This is a genomic window from Nesterenkonia sp. AY15 (assembly GCF_022565855.1).
GTDB lineage: Bacteria > Actinomycetota > Actinomycetes > Actinomycetales > Micrococcaceae > Nesterenkonia.
This window is the reverse complement of the sequence record NZ_JAJOYV010000003.1, coordinates 254,943-270,183: the sequence shown is the minus strand read 5'-3', so window position 1 is coordinate 270,183 and position 15,241 is coordinate 254,943. Positions and strand designations below refer to the sequence as shown.

Genomic DNA, 15,241 nt, shown 5'->3' with positions numbered 1-15,241 from the left:
CCGGAAGTCGGACTGGTAGACCCAGTTCCTTCTTCCGAGGAGCACTTCAGCGCTGACGGGGGCTCTTCGAGGGAGCTCAGGCTCAGTCGATCAGGAGGCTGCGCCTGCCTTGTCCAGGTGGGAGCGGATGAACCACTGGAACAGCTCGAGCTCCTTGACCTGTCCGACGAGAAGATCCTCGGTGATCGGGTCGAGCTCGCCGACCTTGTTGAGCACATCGCGGTGATCGCCGATGACGCCGTCGTAGACCTTCTCCAGCTCGGCCAGGTGCGAGGCACCATCGGCCTTGAACAGCGGGTAGTCCTCCCAGCTGCGCTTGGTGACCAGCTCGCCGCTGAGACCCGAGGGGGACCCGCCGAGGGTGGCGATTCGCTCTGCCACCTCATCGGCGAAGCCTCGGACGACCTCGGTCTGCGGGTCGAGCATCTCGTGGATGGCGATGAAGTTCGGGCCCACGACGTTCCAGTGCACGTGCTTGAGCACGAGGTGGAGGTCGTTCAGGGCGTAGAGGCGGTTCTGCAGCAGACCGGCGATCTCGTGACCGTTCTCCTGCGCCAGACCTGGCGCGGTGTAGTCGGAGTACTTCTGAGTCATGTGACACTCCTTGTGCTGTTGAGGCAATTGGCGCTGTTCGGCGCCGACCCTCTTGATACTAATGATTCAGAAAAGCGCTGGCTAGGCAGACGAGCCTATCCTCAGTCGAGTTCGGTCACACCACCGGCTCGATGACCTCCAGGCCGCCGAGGTATGGGCGCAGCGCGGCAGGGACCCGGACGGTGCCGTCGGCCTGCTGGTGGTTCTCCAGGATGGCCACCAGCCAGCGCGTGGTGGCCAGGGTCCCGTTCAGCGTGGCCAGCGGCGTCGTCGGCCCCTTGGAGCCGTCTTCCTTGAGCGTGCGCTCGCGGATGTTGAGCCGGCGCGCCTGGAAGGTGGTGCAGTCCGAGGTAGAGGTCAGCTCGCGGTAGGTCTGCTGCGAGGGCACCCACGCCTCGCAGTCGTACTTGCGGGCGGCCGAGAGGCCGAGGTCTCCGGCCGCGATGTCGACCACCCGGTAGGGCAGCTCCATCTTCTGCAGCATCTGTTCCTCCCAGGCCAGCAGCTTGGCGTGCTCGGCGGCGGACTCCTCGGCGGTGCAGAAGGTGAACATCTCCAGCTTGTTGAACTGGTGCACGCGCAGGATCCCGCGGGTGTCGCGGCCGTGGGAGCCGGCTTCGCGGCGGTAACAGGTGGACCATCCGGCGATCCGTTCCGGCCCCTTCGCGAGGTCGAGGATCTCATCGGAGTGATACCCGGCGATGGCCACCTCGGAGGTGCCCACCAGGTAGAGGTCGTCGCGCTCGAGCCGGTAGATCTCGTCGTCGTGCTCCACATCGAAGCCGGTGCCGGCCATGGTCTCCGGGCGCACCAGGGTGGGGGTGATCATCGGGGTGAAGCCGGCTTCGATCGCCTGGTCCATGCCCATCTGCATCATGGCCAGCTCCAGGCGTGCACCGATGCCCTTGAGGAAGTAGAACCGTGACCCTGAGACCTTGGCTCCGCGCTCCATGTCCAGCGCGGCGAAGGACTCGGCGAGTTCGAGGTGATCCTTGGGCGTGAAGCCCTCCGCGGCGAAGTCACGGGCGGCACCCTCTTCGCGCAGCACGATGAAGTCCTCCTCGCCGCCGGCGGGGACCCCTTCGTGGATGAGGTTGGGGAAGGCTGCCTGGAGGCGGCGCAGCTGCTCCGCGGCGCTCTGGGATTCTGCCTCGGCGGCCTTCACCTGGTTCGAGAGGTCCTTGACCTCGGCGAGGAGCTGCTGCTTCTCCTCCCCGGCGGCCTGTGCGACCTTCTTGCCGAAGGACTTCTGCTCCGCGCGCAGCGTCTCGAAGCGCGTGATGGCGGCGCTGCGTGTCTGCTGCGCGGCGATGAGCGAGTCCACTGCGGACTCGTCCGCCTGACGTGCGCGCTGGCTGGCCCGGTACTTCTCGGGATTCTCGATGAGGTCCTTGATGTCGATCACGCCCCCAGCTTATCGCCACCGGCGCCCCTGGGGAGCTCATCGATCAGCGGCCCCCCGCCAAGGGTGAAGATGACTCCGGACAGCACCGGTTCCCCCTGGAACCGGCCGCAGTAGACTGAAGATGATGACTACCGCCACGCTCAGCGCCCTCCTCTGGTCCACGCTCGCTCTTGCTGCGATCCTGCTCGTCGCCGTGGTCTGGCTGGGCATCGCCCACCACCGGCTGCGCCGGAGCACGGCCGAACTCACCCAGGAGCTCGAAAGCAAGCCTGCGGTTCACCCCTCGGTGACTGCCGATGGCCCCGGGCGACTGGTGGCGGTGGTCGTGAACCCCACCAAGGACCCCGCCGACGACGTCGTGCGCCAGATCCACTCCGCCTGTTCCCGGGCGGGAATGCCAGCACCCCTGGTGATGGCATCCAGCGCGGAGGACCCCGGCCATGAGATGACCCGGCGGGCACTGGAGGCCGGCGCCGTCACCGTCATCGCGGCCGGAGGGGATGGCACCGTGCGCGCTGTGGCCGCCGAGATCGTCGGCACCCAGACGGCGCTGGGCATCGTGCCGCTGGGCACCGGAAATCTCTTCGCCCGCAATATCGGGCTGCCGTTCCAGGACCTCCGGGCCTGCGTGGATGAGGCCATCCACGGCCGCAGCCACCGTGTGGACACCCTTGATCTGAGCCTTGAACGACCGGACGGGCGCACCGACGAGGAGAACTCGCTGGTCATCGCCGGTGGCGGTCTCGACGCTGAGGTCATGGGAGACACTCGGGACGCCCTGAAGCAGCGCGCCGGCTGGCTCGCCTACGGCGAGGCCGGGCTGCGCCACATCATGGGCTCCCGCTCCGCCATCTCTGTCTCCATCGACGACGGCGCCGCACAGGCCTACCGGGTGCGCTCGGTCCTGCTCGCCAACTGCGGCTCGCTGCAGGCCAACATGCTGCTGGTGCCCTCGGCGAAGTTCGACGACGGACACATGGATGCGGTGCTCTTCACCCCCCGCCACGCGTGGGACTGGGCGAGGATCATGGCCAAGACCGTGACCCGCTTCGCCGCCGACATCCCCGTGATGACCGTGCGCCAGGCCAAGCGCGTGAAGATCACGATGGCCGAGCCGATGCCGTTCCAGATCGACGGCGACGCCATGGGCGAGGTCATCAGCGTCTCAGCACGGGTCCGCCCGCGTGCCTTGGTGGTCAACGGCGTCTCCGTCCGGGGCATCCAAGACATCGAGGCCGCGCACGAAGACTCCGAGGCGGACCAGGCCAGCGATCATGCTGAGCAGCCGAGGCTCACCGAGGGTCGGATCACCAAGGAGCCCCAGGGGGCCTGATCAGACCGGCTTCGCCGAGCGCGGGGCCCGCGCCGGGTTCTCTTACGCGTGTCTCAGCGAGCTGATCCACGCGGAGGCGGCGGTGAAGGCTTCGTCGGAGACTTCTGCCGTGGTCTGCTGGGGCTTGCGATCGGCTCGGGGGTAGGAGCCCAGGAACCGGATCCCCGGGGCGATCCGGTGGATCCCGGCGAGCGCATCTGCCACGCGCGCCTCGTCGATATGACCCTCGAGGTCGATGGAGAAGTAATACTGCCCCAGACCATCGCCGGTGGGTCGGGACTCGATGCGGCAGAGGTTGACCCCGCGGGTCGCGAAGTGCTCGAGCAGCTCCATCAGGGCTCCTGCCCGGTCCTGCGGCAGCGGAATCATGATCGTCGTCTTGTCCGCCCCGGTCATCGGCGGGGTGACCCCGGGCCGGGAGACCAGCACGAACCTGGTCACCGCACCGGTCACGTCTTCGATGCCGCGCTGCAGCACGTTCAGGCCGAGCTGCTCGGCCACCAGCGGGGAACAGACCGCCGCGTCGGCCAGGGGTGCGTCTGCCTGCAGCCCACGGGCCGCCGCTGCGGTGGAGGAGGCTGGGACGAACTCCGCACCCGGGATTGCGGACTCGGCCCAGCGGCGCACCTGGGCCCACCCATGGGTGTGGGTGGCCACGGTGCGGATCTGCTCCAGGGGCAGCGGGGCCGCGGAGGCCAGCACGAAGCTGATCTTCACCAGCTCCTCGCGCAGGATGTGCAGCTGATGCCTCACCGAGATGGCATCCAGGGTCGCAGTGACCCCACCCTCCACTGAATTCTCGATCGGGACCATGGCGGCGTCGACCTCGCCGGATTCAACCATGTTCAGCGCGTTCAGCACCGAGCCGGCCGGCACTCGCGCGGCGTGGTCCGAGCCGGGCACCTGCAGCAGCGCGGCCTCGGTGAAGGTGCCGGCGGGCCCGAGGAAGGAGTACCTCGGAGCACTGGACTGAGACTGCGCAGAGGGGTTCGTAGAGGTATTCATCGGACCTTGGGCGCTTCCCCGGTGGAGGACCTCATCGGACGCCCGGCCTCGAGCCAACCGCCCATGCCATCGGCGACGAAGACTGCGGAGTAGCCCTGAGAGGTCAGCCAGGCGGTGATCCGCACCGAGCGACCACCGGTGCGGCAGATGACGTAGTAGTCCTCGTCCGGATCGAGCTCAGCCTCGAACCGTCCGGGGATCTCGTCGACTGGAATGTGCAGAGCACCCGGGGCGTGCCCCTCGGCGAACTCGTAGCCCTCCCGCACATCCAGCAGGGCGGCGTCGGCGGGGACGTCTGCGGCGCGGACGGTCTCGAAATCTGCCATCTGCGGCCTCCTTCAGAGCGGAACAAACAGGTCTGGTGCGCTGTCAAGACTATCGCCTGCCCAGTTCAGTCCGCATAGAGTGAGCCCATGGTGCATCCCGCTGATCCTGCCCCACTCGCCCCGGCACCCTCCACAAGCCAATCGTCTCCGCTGGTCGACTTTCGCGCCGCCAGCGCCGTGCAGTGGCGCCACGACTTCGTCGCCGGTGAGATCTCTGCGGTGGAGCTGACCACCACCGCGGTCACCGCCGCCACGGCCCAGGCCGAGCTCGGCGCCTTCATCCACCTCGACCCCGAGTCGGCTCTGCTGCGAGCGGCTGAGATCGACCAGGTCCGCCGCGCCGTGCTCGATTCCCGCACCGGTGCCGCACGAAGCGCCGCCATGCAGGAACTCGCAGCGCGCGCGCCGCTGCTGGGATTGCCCACCGCCTTCAAAGATCTGGTCGACGTGGCGGGAATGCCCACCACCCGCGGCACGGCCGCACTTGCCGCCAGCATCCCGGCCCACGACGACCCGCTCGCACGCCGCGTCCACATGTCGGGGATGATCAGCATCGGCAAGACGCAGGTCCCCGAGTTCGGGCTGCCCTGCTACTCGGAGAACGAACTCGCACCAGCGGCCCGGAATCCCCTGGCGCCGGAGCGCACCGCGGGAGGATCCACCGGAGGTGGAGCCGCCGCCGTGGCGGCAGGCATGCTTCCGCTGGCGCCCGGCAGCGACGGCGGCGGCTCGGTGCGCATCCCGGCGGCGGCCTGCGGTCTGATCGGGCTGAAGCCAGGGCGTGGACGGCTCCCCGATGACGAAAGGCGCAGCAGTGTGCGCAACCTGGCGGTGGCTGGACCGATCGCCCGCACCGCGGAGGACGCCGCCCTGCTCTTCGACGTGATGGCCGGTCACCGTTTTCGCCCAGGTCCTGCCCCCGAAGACCTTCCGGCAGGGCCCGCGCTGCGCCGGGTGCGGCAGGCGCTGCACCAGGGGATGGACCGGCTGAGCATCGGGGTGATCACGGAATCGCCGTTCTCCCCGGAGCTGGACATCGTCCTGGCCGAATCGGCAGTCCTGGCCCTGGAACAGGGGCTCTCGCTGCTGGAGCAGCGCGGTCACATCCTGCAGGGCAGCAGCCACTGCACCGGTGCGGAGGCGTTCTGGCCCCCCGATTACCACCGGCATTTCCAGGCGCTGTGGACCACCCCGCTCGGCGAACTGGATCCGCCCGCCGAGCAGCTCGCCGCCATGGCCCCGCTGACCCGTTATTTCATCGAACTCGCGAAGAGCCGCCCCGAACAGCAGACCCGCGAGTCGATCGCCGCGCTGGAGGACTTCGCGGACGACTCCGAGGCCTTCATGGGCCCCTGGGATGTCCTGGCCACACCGATGCTGGCCTACGCCCCGCCGGAGATCGGGTGGTTCGCGAGCCTGACCCCCGAGGAGAACTACCGGGAACAGTGCCGCTTCACTCCCTACAGCTCGGTGGTCAACGTGATGGGCCTGCCGGCGATCAATGTCCCGACCCATACCGACGCCGAGGGTCTGAGCTGGTCGATCCAGCTGATCGGACGCACCGGGTCAGAGGAGCAGCTGCTCGCTCTGGCCGCCACCATGACGCAGGCCTGAGCGGCCAGGAGCTGCGCCCAGGGTCTGCCGGAGAACGGCAGAACACACAACAACGCCGGGTCCGATTTCTCGAACCCGGCGCCGGGAATCTCTCACCTGCGCTCCGCGGTGAGCGGAGCCTCAGAGAGGTCAGATTCAGTTGTCCTTCTTCAGACCTTCGGCAAAGCCCTTGACGCTGTCCTTCGCGTCCTGAGCGACGTCTTTCGCCTTCGCCTGGTTCTTCTGGCCCTTGCCCTCCGCCTCGGCCTCGCGATCGCCGGTCAGTTTGCCGAAGCCTTCTTTGGCGGAGCCGGTGGCTTTTTCGGTCTTGTTGCTGGCCTTGTCATCGAGTCCCATAGGTGATTCCTTTCGTCGGCGGACAATTCTCTTGTCACGCTACCGACCCCACTGGGCACTGTCACCCTGATTAGGCATTTTCCAGGGAACTCCCAGTGAACCGATGCCGCACCGCAACCTATGGCTTGCGGCGATCCGGCTCAGCCGCGGGCACGTGCTCCGCTTCCTGGGCGGCCAGGTCATCGGCATTGAAAGGGGTGGCCAGGGCGTCGTCGTCGTCCGTGGCGAAGCCGACGTCAGTGCCGCGCCAGCGGGCGATCGCGCTCATCACGTGGTGGATCGCCAGGGCCGCGAAGCTGCCCAGGGCGATGCCCTCGAAGACGATCTCGCCGAAGACCATGGTGAAGTTTGCGATCGCGATGATCAGCGGCACGCCTGCGACGGCGAGGTTGATCGGGTTGGCGAAGTCAACACGGTTCTGCACCCAGATGCGCACCCCGAGCACCCCGATCATGCCGTAGAGAACGGTGCCGGCACCGCCGAGCACACCGACCGGCACAGTGGCGATGAGGGCGCCGAACTTCGGCAGCAGGGCCAGCGCGATCGCGAAGAGACCGGCCACCCAGTAGGCGGCGGTGGAGTAGACCCGCGAGGAGGCCATCACGCCGATGTTCTCGGCGTAGGTCGTGGTGCCGGAGCCGCCGCCGGTGCCGGCCAGCATGGTCGCAGCACCGTCGGCCATCAGCGCGCGCCCGGTGACCGGATCGAGGTCCCGCTTGGTCATCAGGGCCACCGACTTCACGTGCCCGACGTTCTCGGCCACCAGCACCAGCACCACCGGGATGAACAGGCCCAGCACGCCGATGTGGAAGGTCGGGGTGGTGAACTCGGGCAGTCCGAACCAGCCGGCGGAGCCGATGCCGGAGAAGTCCACCTCGCCGCGCAGCACGGCCACGACGTAGCCGACGACCACGCCGACCAGGATGGAGAGCCGCCCGAGAAGACCGCGGAAGAGCACTCCGGCCAGCAGCATGGACACGATCGTGATCGTGGCGGTGACCGGGGCCTCGTTGACGTTGTTCCAGGCAGCCGGGGCGAGATTCAGCCCGATCAGCGCCACGATCGCGCCGGTGACCACCGGGGGCATCACTCGCTGGATCCAGTGGCTGCCGGCGAAGTGGACGATGAGGCCGACCACCACCAGTCCGAGCCCGGCCAGGAAGATCCCGCCGAGCGCACCCGACATCCCATACTGCGCGGTGGCGGCGCCGACCGGAGCGAGGAAGGCGAAGGAGGAGCCGAGGTAGCTGGGGATGCGACCGGCCGTGATGATCAGGAACAGCACGGTACCGACCCCGGAGAAGAACAGCGTGGTCGACGGCGGGAAGCCGGTGATCAGCGGCACCAGGAAGGTGGCTCCGAACATCGCCACCACATGCTGCATGCCCACGCCGGTGGTCTGCAGCCAGCCCAGCCGCTCGTCAGGGGTCACCACCGCACCGGGTCGAACCGTCTTGCCGTCACCGTGGAGCGTCCATCCGAAACCTGGGAGGCGGCTCTTCTTCTGCGTAGTCATCACAGCAACCTTAGCTTCACCTGAGCACCGTCACACCAGGCGCTGAGCATGGGACCCATCACGTCCTCAACTTTAGGCAATCTTAAAATTAATCACATAATGATTACATTCGTCGTATTTCGTTGCGAAGAAGTGGCCGATCTGCTCCTGCCCTTGCCATACATGGCATCCAACGCTACGCATAACTCTGGGACTAAACTTTTCTGGGCACTCTGAACCGCGATTTCACCCGGTATTCGCGGAGTTCTCGGTTGAATCTCAATGTTGGCTCACTACTGTGGAGATCGATGGCTAATACCGCAGACACCCCTGCCCAGAACTCCGCCGATGCCTCCACGGGCTCGGAGCGAGTTGAGATCCGCACGCCCACCGTGGCCGACGGCACCTCCCTGTGGAGGCTCGCTGCCGGAACCGGCGTACTGGATGTGAACACCCCCTACGCCTACATCTTGTGGGCGCGGGACTTCGCCGAGACCTCGGTGATCGCCGAGGTCGATGGAGAGCCCGCGGGATTCATCTCCGGATACCGCCGCCCCAGCGACCCAGAGACCCTGTTCATCTGGCAGGTCGCCGTCGACTCCCGCTTCCGCGGACGCCGACTGGCCTCCCGGATGCTCGGCACCCTCGTAGTCTCGGTCGCTCCGCACCGGCTGGAGACGACCATCACCTCCGACAACGCGGCCTCGATCGCGCTGTTCACCGGTCTTGCGCGAGACAAGAACGCCGAGATCACCACCACGGCATTGTTCTCCGAAGCAGTCTTCCCCTCAGCCGACGAGTCTGGAGAAGTACATGCCGCCGAGGACCTCTACACCGTGGCCCCACTGAGCTGACCGGTCACGCACACACCGATGAGTGCACCCGCTTCGCTGCGCAGCCCAAGCCGGCCACGCCGTCGCGCTGAGTGAATATCCACCCCGACTTCCCCGGAACGTAAGGACAGATGAGCACCATGCCTACAGATATCTTTGACACACGCGAATCCCAGGTCCGCAGCTACTGCATGAACTGGCCCGCCACCTTCGCCAAGGCCTCCGGCCCCTACCAGTGGACCGAGGACGGCACCCGCTACCTGGACTTCTTCTCCGGAGCCGGCGCCCTGAACTACGGGCACAACCACCCCGAGCTGCGCGATCTGATCGTGGACTACGTCGCCAACGACGGCGTCACCCACTCCATGGACATGAAGACCCCGGCCAAGCGCCGCTTCCTGGAGACCTTCGAACGGATCATCCTGGAACCGCGCAACATGGACTACAAGGTCATGTTCCCCGGTCCCACCGGCACCAACACGGTCGAGGCTGCGCTGAAGCTCGCCCGCAAGGTCACCGGCCGCCAGCACATCCTCTCCTTCACCAACGCCTTCCATGGAATGACCCTGGGTGCGCTCTCGGTGACCGGCAACTCGATGAAGCGCCGCGGTGCCGGCATCCCGCTGACGAACTCCTCGAAGATCCCCTATGACGACTACTTCGACGGCGACATGCCTGACTTCCTGTGGCTGGAGAAGATCCTCGAGGATTCCGGCTCCGGCGTGGACAAGCCCGCCGCGGTGATCGTTGAGACCGTCCAGGGCGAGGGCGGCCTCAACGCGGCCCGGATCGACTGGCTCAAGTCACTGGCCGATCTGCTGCGCCGGCACAAGATCCTGCTCATCGTCGATGACGTCCAGGCAGGCTGTGGACGCACCGGCCGCTTCTTCTCCTTCGAGGAAGCCGGCCTCTACCCGGACATCGTCTGCGTCTCCAAGTCGATCTCGGGTTACGGCCTGGCCATGGCGCTGACCCTGTTCAAGCCCGAGCTTGATGTCTGGGAGGGCGGCGAGCACAACGGCACCTTCCGCGGCAACAACCTCGCCTTCGTCACCGCCGCACGGGCACTCGAGCTCTTCTGGGCCGATGACACCTTCCAGAACCAGCTCGCGGAGCGCATCACCGAGCTCAACGAGGGACTGAAGCGGATCGCAGAACACGTTCCCGGCTCCTCGATCCGCGGCCGCGGTTTCCTCACCGGCATCCACTTCCCGAACCCCGACACGGCCGGCAAGGTCGCTGCCGAGGCGTATAAGCGTAATCTGCTGGTGGAGACCTCCGGACCGCAGGATGAGGTCATCAAGCTGATGCCCGCGTTGAACATCGAGTCCGAAGATCTGCAGAAGGGCCTGGGCATCATCGAGGAGTCACTCCTCGCGGCCACCGGGAACCTCGGAGAGCCCTCCCGCCTGCGAGCACCCCGGTAGAACCCTTCGTCCCCGCAATAGAGCAGCCACTGATCGGAGATCTGCGTGTACACCTTGAACATCAACGCCCTCAACGGCACCGACCGTGACATCCAGCAGGAGAACTGGCGTTCCCGGCGCATGGTGCTGGCGAAGGAGAAGGTCGGCTTCTCGCTGCATGAGACCACCCTCTACGCCGGCACCACCAATGAGTTCTGGTATGCCAACCACGTGGAAGCCGTGTACTGCGTGGGCGGCAAGGGCACGTTGACCGATCTGGAGACCGGAGAGAAGTACACCATCACCGATGGCTTCCTCTACATGCTCGACGGCCAGGAGAAGCACCGCGTGGAGGTGGAGGAGGAGATCCGCGTGGTCTGCGTCTTCAACCCCCCGGTCACCGGCCGCGAAGTCCATGACGAGAACGGCGTCTATCCGCTGATCCTCGAGGACGACAACGCCTGATCTGCGCAACAGCTGACCTTCTGCTCAGCTCAGCCACAGCGCGCGACGGCGCCTGCTCACCTCACCACGGATCACACCGTGCGCGAGGCGGACGGGCGCCGTCGTCGTGTCTGTGGGTCGATATGCCGGGGTCCGGCGGAGGTCCGCACTGCGAAGAGGCGGTCTTGGACTTCTGCCTGCCGCTGTGATGTGATGCACAGGAGATGTGGCCCATCACACGTGAGCCGCGTGTCACCACAATCACCTTCACAACGGATCGTCGGGCACGTACCTGCCCGTGAAAGGGACATATCACAATGGCTTCTGTGACCTATGCCTCCGCCAGCCGGATCTACACCCCCGGCGCGCGACCGGCCATCAATCAGCTTCAGCTCGAGATCGCCGACGGCGAGTTCCTGGTCCTGGTAGGACCCTCCGGCTGCGGCAAGTCCACTGCACTGCGAATGCTCGCCGGCCTCGAAGAGGTCAACGAGGGAGCCATCATGATCGGCGGCGAGGACGTCTCCCACGTCTCCCCGAAGGACCGCGACATCGCGATGGTCTTCCAGAACTACGCCCTCTACCCGCACATGTCCGTGGCCGAGAACATGGGCTTCGCGCTGAAGATCGCCGGCGTCTCCAAGGAGGAGCGGGCCGAGCGGGTCAAGAAGGCCGCCGAGATCCTGGACCTGGTCCCCTACCTGGAGCGCAAGCCCAAGGCGCTCTCGGGCGGTCAGCGTCAGCGTGTGGCCATGGGCCGCGCGATCGTGCGCTCCCCCAAGGTCTTCCTGATGGATGAGCCGCTCTCGAACCTGGACGCCAAGCTGCGTGTCCAGACCCGCACCCAGATCGCCGCGCTGACCCGCGAGCTGCAGACCACCACCGTCTACGTCACCCACGACCAGGTCGAGGCCATGACCATGGGCGACCGCGTCTGCGTGCTCAAGGACGGCGTGCTCCAGCAGGTCGACTCCCCGCGCAACCTCTACGACAACCCCGCCAATGTGTTCGTCGCCGGCTTCATCGGGTCCCCCGCGATGAACCTGTTCCAGGTCAAGGTCCAGGGGCAGGGCATCGTCGTGGGCCAGGACGTCATCCCGATCCCTGACGGCCACCTGGACAAGGCCCACGGCGACCAGGTCATCCTGGGCGTTCGGCCCGAGGACATGGAGCTCACCTCCGACGGGAGCGGTCTGCCGATGACCGTGGACCTGGTCGAGGAGCTCGGCGCCGACGCCTACATCTTCGGCACCCCCGACGGCATCAACACCTTCCAGCCCTTCATCGTCCGGGTCGACGGCCGCCGTCCTCCCATGCGCGGAGAGCGGGTCACGATCAAGCCGAACCCGAACCATGTACACCTGTTCGACATCGAGAACGGGCTGCGCCTCAACGGCTATGTCCCGGAGCACACCCCCCACGCCTCGCTCTCCGACGTGGAAGCACTGGCCGACGCCGAAGACTGACAGCCGCAGATATCACCCCAGGTCAAGACGGCTTACGTGTTGCCCTGACCCGGGCAGAGACCCCGGTACCCAGCAACTGCACAGGTAAAACCCCGTAAAGTGGGGGTCATGGCCAATAGAGCACTGTCTATTGTCATTTCCATTGTGCTGGTGCTGGTGTTCCTACGGATCGCCCTCTGGCTGTTTGGCGTCGTTCTGAACCTGTTCTTCAACATCGTTCTCGCGATCCTGGTGGTGGTGGGGATTCTCTTCATCATCAGGGCAGTGACCCGACGTTAGCGCAAGACAGTTCACGACCGACACAGACGAATCATCATCGAAAGGCAAGACACAACATGGGACGTATTCTTCCAATCAGCCTCACCGCCATCCTGCTCATCGTGATCATCGTCATCCTGGTGACGTGATCCGCTGAACCGAGCAACACCTGAGAGGGCGGGATCCGAGTATTCGGATCCCGCCCTCTTGCTGTGCACGGAGGACCTCGATCCCGATCGCGCCGAAGGCGCGCCTACCCCCGGCCTGGGAGTCAGTCAGCAGCGGCGTCGGCGTCGTCGCCCCGTCTCGATCCGCGCCGGTCTTCGTCCCGGCGGGCCTCTTCTCGGCGGGCCTCTTCTCGGCGCTGCGCCACCTCTTCGGGGGCATACTTCTCCACCATGCCCTTCTCCGGGCGGCCATGCTCACGGTGGTACCGCACGGTCTCCCAGATCAGGTAGAACGCAGGGCCGATGATCGGGATCATGAAGATCACCACACCCCAGATCGCGGCGCGCCTGCCGGGCTTGCCCGTGTCCTGGACCAGCACCATCAGCGCCGCCACCAGCAGCCCCACCGCGGTGACCGCGATGGCCCAGGCCCAGACGGGGTTGCTCTCGGTGAGCAGGCGTGCGGCGAGGACAGCGTTGGAGGGATTCACGTCCCCAGTCTAGAAGCCGCACCTGAGCGGGTCCTCATGCTGCGGGACCAGATCAGCGCTGATGTTCCACCGGGCTTCATCCCTGAGCCCTCCCGCAACCGACCCCCGCGCGCTTAGACTGCGCTCACAGAGTGACCTGGAAAGCCTGCAGAGCCCCTCCCTGGCCACCGAGTGGTGTCGTCAGCGCGGAGGTGATCGGCATGATGAGCCTCGCTGCACGTTGCGCCGGCTTCCTGCGGGCGCATCTGATCAACCTGGTCTGCGCCCTGGCGCTAGCGTCCCTCGCGCTGACCCCTTCACTGGTGCCCCGTCCGACGGTGTTCCAGGGAGTCATGGCGGGACTGTGGTTCATGGTCGGCTTCCAGCTCGGCTTCGCGGTGCGCCGTGGGGGGCGGGCTCTCGCACGGCGTTTCGGGAAGCAGCGTTTCGACGACCAGCGGGTCGGTGACCAGCGGGTCGGTGACCAGCTTCCCGGCAGCCAGCCGACCAGGCGTGGGGTCGCATCGTCGCACGCTCGTCGAGCTCCCAGACCTGGAGGCGCGCCTCCCTCTGCCGGCATGCAGCAGCGGTCACCGCGTCGCACCGTGCGCCTCACCGGTGCCCTCGTCGTGGCGCTGCTGGCCTATGTGGTCGGCTATGGGGCGCTCGTGGTGTCCTGGCAGAACGAGGTCCGCGAACTCGTGGAGATGGAACCGGTCGACGGGGCCGGTCACGTCGCCTTCGTGGCGAGCATGGTCGCCACGATGGGTCTGCTCCTCGGGATCGCCAGGGGGATCACCGCACTGCGGAGCGCGGTGGGACGGTGGGTGGTCCGCCGGAGCGGTTCCGAGCGACGGGGCCGCTGGGCGTCACGGGCCACGGGGGTGACTGCAGTGCTCGCCCTGATCCTCGGGCTGGTCGGCGGCGGGCTCGGCGTCGTCGGCCAGGTCTATCACGACCGGGACGCGGGCACGCTCGAGGGCAGCTCTCCCCCGGTTCTTCCTGGCCGCTCCGGTGGGCCCGGCTCGGCCGCAGAGTGGGACGGGCTGGGCCGACAGGGCCGAGCCTTCGCCGGCGGCGGCCCGAGCGCGGCGCAGATCGCGCAGGTCACCGGCGCTGAGGCAGAAGAGCCGGTGCGGGCCTACGCCGGGCTCTCGCAGGGGGAAGACCCGGCGGCCCGCGCGGCCCTGGTGGTGGAGGAGCTCGAACGCCACGGCGGGTTCGACCGTGAAGTGCTGCTCGTCGCTACGCCGACCGGCTCCGGCTGGCTCGAGCCGCAGGCCATAGCGTCCCTGGAACACCTCTATGCCGGAGACACCGCCACCGCCTCGATGCAGTATTCGGTGCAGCCCAGCTGGGTCCCCTTCCTGTTCGACCCGGATCTCCCGAAAGATTCGAGCCGGGTGCTCTTCGACGCGGTCCATGCTCGGTGGCAGGAGCTGCCAGAGGCGGACCGGCCCCGGCTGGTGGTCTACGGGCTGAGCCTGGGCGCGCTGGGAATGTCCGGCAGCTTCTTGAGCCTGGAGGATCTGTTGGCGCGCACCGACGCCGCCCTGTTCACCGGACCGCCGGCGACCTCCGAGCCGTGGCGCACCCTGCAGGCGAACCGGGATCCGGGCAGTCCCATCTGGCGGCCGGTCTACCGGGACGGTGAGCAGGTGCGCTGGCAGTCCAAGCCCGGCGACTTCGCCGCACTCGGGGGATCCTGGCGGCAGCCTCGCCTGGGCTACCTCCAGCACGCCACGGATCCGATCACCTGGCTCGACCCTGCCGTGATAGTCCGGTCCCCCGAGTGGCTGCAGGGACCTGCGGCCTCGGGCGGACGGGGTGCTGATGTCAGCGACTCGATGCGCTGGATCCCCGGAGTCACGTTCCTGCACCTGGTGGCAGACATGCTGGTCAGCGAGGCGGTCCCGCCGAGCCACGGCCACAACTTCGGAGACGTCGCGGTGGACGGCTGGGCGCAGGTGCTGCCCGGTCATGGACGCAGCCAGGAGCAGCTGGACGCGATCCAGTCCGTCATCGAGCAGATCGACACCCACGACCCGACCTGGGAGTGAACTGTGGGGTGACGTCTTCTTCGGACCAG

Annotated in this window: 15 protein-coding genes; 8 read left to right on the top strand and 7 right to left on the bottom strand. The window is 66.9% G+C overall.

Features of this window, described 5'->3' with window-relative positions; genetic code table 11:
• Positions 1-90: 90 nt before the first annotated feature.
• On the bottom strand, positions 91-594 hold the full coding sequence (locus LSI54_RS06855) for a Dps family protein (RefSeq protein WP_241465592.1): 504 nt from the start codon (positions 592-594) through the stop codon (positions 91-93).
• A gap of 115 nt (positions 595-709) precedes the next feature.
• Entirely contained in the window at positions 710-1,999 is a 1,290-nt protein-coding gene (gene serS, locus LSI54_RS06850; protein WP_241478010.1) for a serine--tRNA ligase, read from the bottom strand.
• 124 nt (positions 2,000-2,123) lie between these two features.
• Here serS and LSI54_RS06845 point away from each other — a divergent pair, with 124 nt between their 5' ends.
• Positions 2,124-3,332: a diacylglycerol/lipid kinase family protein gene (locus LSI54_RS06845; RefSeq protein WP_241478009.1), complete on the top strand. Its 1,209-nt coding sequence runs from the start codon at positions 2,124-2,126 to the stop codon at positions 3,330-3,332.
• Between the two features lie 42 nt (positions 3,333-3,374).
• On the opposite strand, the gene pheA is transcribed toward LSI54_RS06845, so the two are convergent.
• Together pheA and LSI54_RS06835 are read right to left on the bottom strand one after the other, a co-directional pair.
• The gene (pheA, locus tag LSI54_RS06840) at positions 3,375-4,337 is read right to left on the bottom strand and encodes a prephenate dehydratase (RefSeq protein WP_241478008.1); all 963 of its coding nucleotides are present in this window, start codon (positions 4,335-4,337) and stop codon (positions 3,375-3,377) included.
• Complete coding sequence (locus LSI54_RS06835; protein ID WP_241465596.1) at positions 4,334-4,663, bottom strand: rhodanese-like domain-containing protein; 330 nt, start codon at positions 4,661-4,663, stop codon at positions 4,334-4,336. Before LSI54_RS06835 ends, pheA begins: the two co-directional genes overlap by 4 nt.
• An 87-nt stretch (positions 4,664-4,750) precedes the next feature.
• Between LSI54_RS06835 and LSI54_RS06830 the strand changes: the two genes are divergently transcribed.
• A complete protein-coding gene (locus LSI54_RS06830; RefSeq protein ID WP_241478007.1) occupies positions 4,751-6,277 on the top strand; it encodes an amidase in 1,527 nt (508 codons plus the stop codon).
• A gap of 135 nt (positions 6,278-6,412) precedes the next feature.
• Here LSI54_RS06830 and LSI54_RS06825 read toward each other — a convergent pair whose 3' ends face one another.
• Together LSI54_RS06825 and LSI54_RS06820 are read right to left on the bottom strand one after the other, a co-directional pair.
• On the bottom strand, positions 6,413-6,613 hold the full coding sequence (locus LSI54_RS06825) for a CsbD family protein (RefSeq protein WP_241465598.1): 201 nt from the start codon (positions 6,611-6,613) through the stop codon (positions 6,413-6,415).
• Between the two features lie 118 nt (positions 6,614-6,731).
• Positions 6,732-8,129, bottom strand: coding sequence for a uracil-xanthine permease family protein (locus LSI54_RS06820; RefSeq protein ID WP_241478006.1), 1,398 nt, complete (start codon positions 8,127-8,129; stop codon positions 6,732-6,734).
• A gap of 287 nt (positions 8,130-8,416) precedes the next feature.
• Between LSI54_RS06820 and ectA the strand changes: the two genes are divergently transcribed.
• The 5 genes from ectA to LSI54_RS06795 all read left to right on the top strand — a co-directional run bounded on the left by ectA (position 8,417) and on the right by LSI54_RS06795 (position 12,536).
• Positions 8,417-8,962, top strand: a complete 546-nt coding sequence (gene ectA, locus LSI54_RS06815; RefSeq protein WP_241478005.1) for a diaminobutyrate acetyltransferase — start codon at positions 8,417-8,419, stop codon at positions 8,960-8,962.
• Between the two features lie 119 nt (positions 8,963-9,081).
• Complete coding sequence (gene ectB / locus LSI54_RS06810) at positions 9,082-10,368, top strand: diaminobutyrate--2-oxoglutarate transaminase (RefSeq protein ID WP_241465601.1); 1,287 nt, start codon at positions 9,082-9,084, stop codon at positions 10,366-10,368.
• A 45-nt stretch (positions 10,369-10,413) separates the two neighbouring features.
• Complete coding sequence (locus LSI54_RS06805; RefSeq protein ID WP_241465602.1) at positions 10,414-10,812, top strand: ectoine synthase; 399 nt, start codon at positions 10,414-10,416, stop codon at positions 10,810-10,812.
• Between the two features lie 296 nt (positions 10,813-11,108).
• Entirely contained in the window at positions 11,109-12,257 is a 1,149-nt protein-coding gene (locus tag LSI54_RS06800) for an ABC transporter ATP-binding protein (protein ID WP_241478004.1), read from the top strand.
• 108 nt (positions 12,258-12,365) lie between these two features.
• The gene (locus tag LSI54_RS06795; protein ID WP_241465604.1) at positions 12,366-12,536 is read left to right on the top strand and encodes a hypothetical protein; all 171 of its coding nucleotides are present in this window, start codon (positions 12,366-12,368) and stop codon (positions 12,534-12,536) included.
• Positions 12,537-12,786: 250 nt separating this feature from the next.
• On the opposite strand, the gene LSI54_RS06790 is transcribed toward LSI54_RS06795, so the two are convergent.
• Positions 12,787-13,173, bottom strand: coding sequence for a PLD nuclease N-terminal domain-containing protein (locus LSI54_RS06790; RefSeq protein ID WP_241465605.1), 387 nt, complete (start codon positions 13,171-13,173; stop codon positions 12,787-12,789).
• 200 nt (positions 13,174-13,373) lie between these two features.
• On the opposite strand from LSI54_RS06790, the gene LSI54_RS06785 reads away from it, so the two are divergent.
• Complete coding sequence (locus LSI54_RS06785; RefSeq protein ID WP_241476334.1) at positions 13,374-15,212, top strand: alpha/beta-hydrolase family protein; 1,839 nt, start codon at positions 13,374-13,376, stop codon at positions 15,210-15,212.
• The last annotated feature ends 29 nt before the right edge of the window (positions 15,213-15,241 follow it).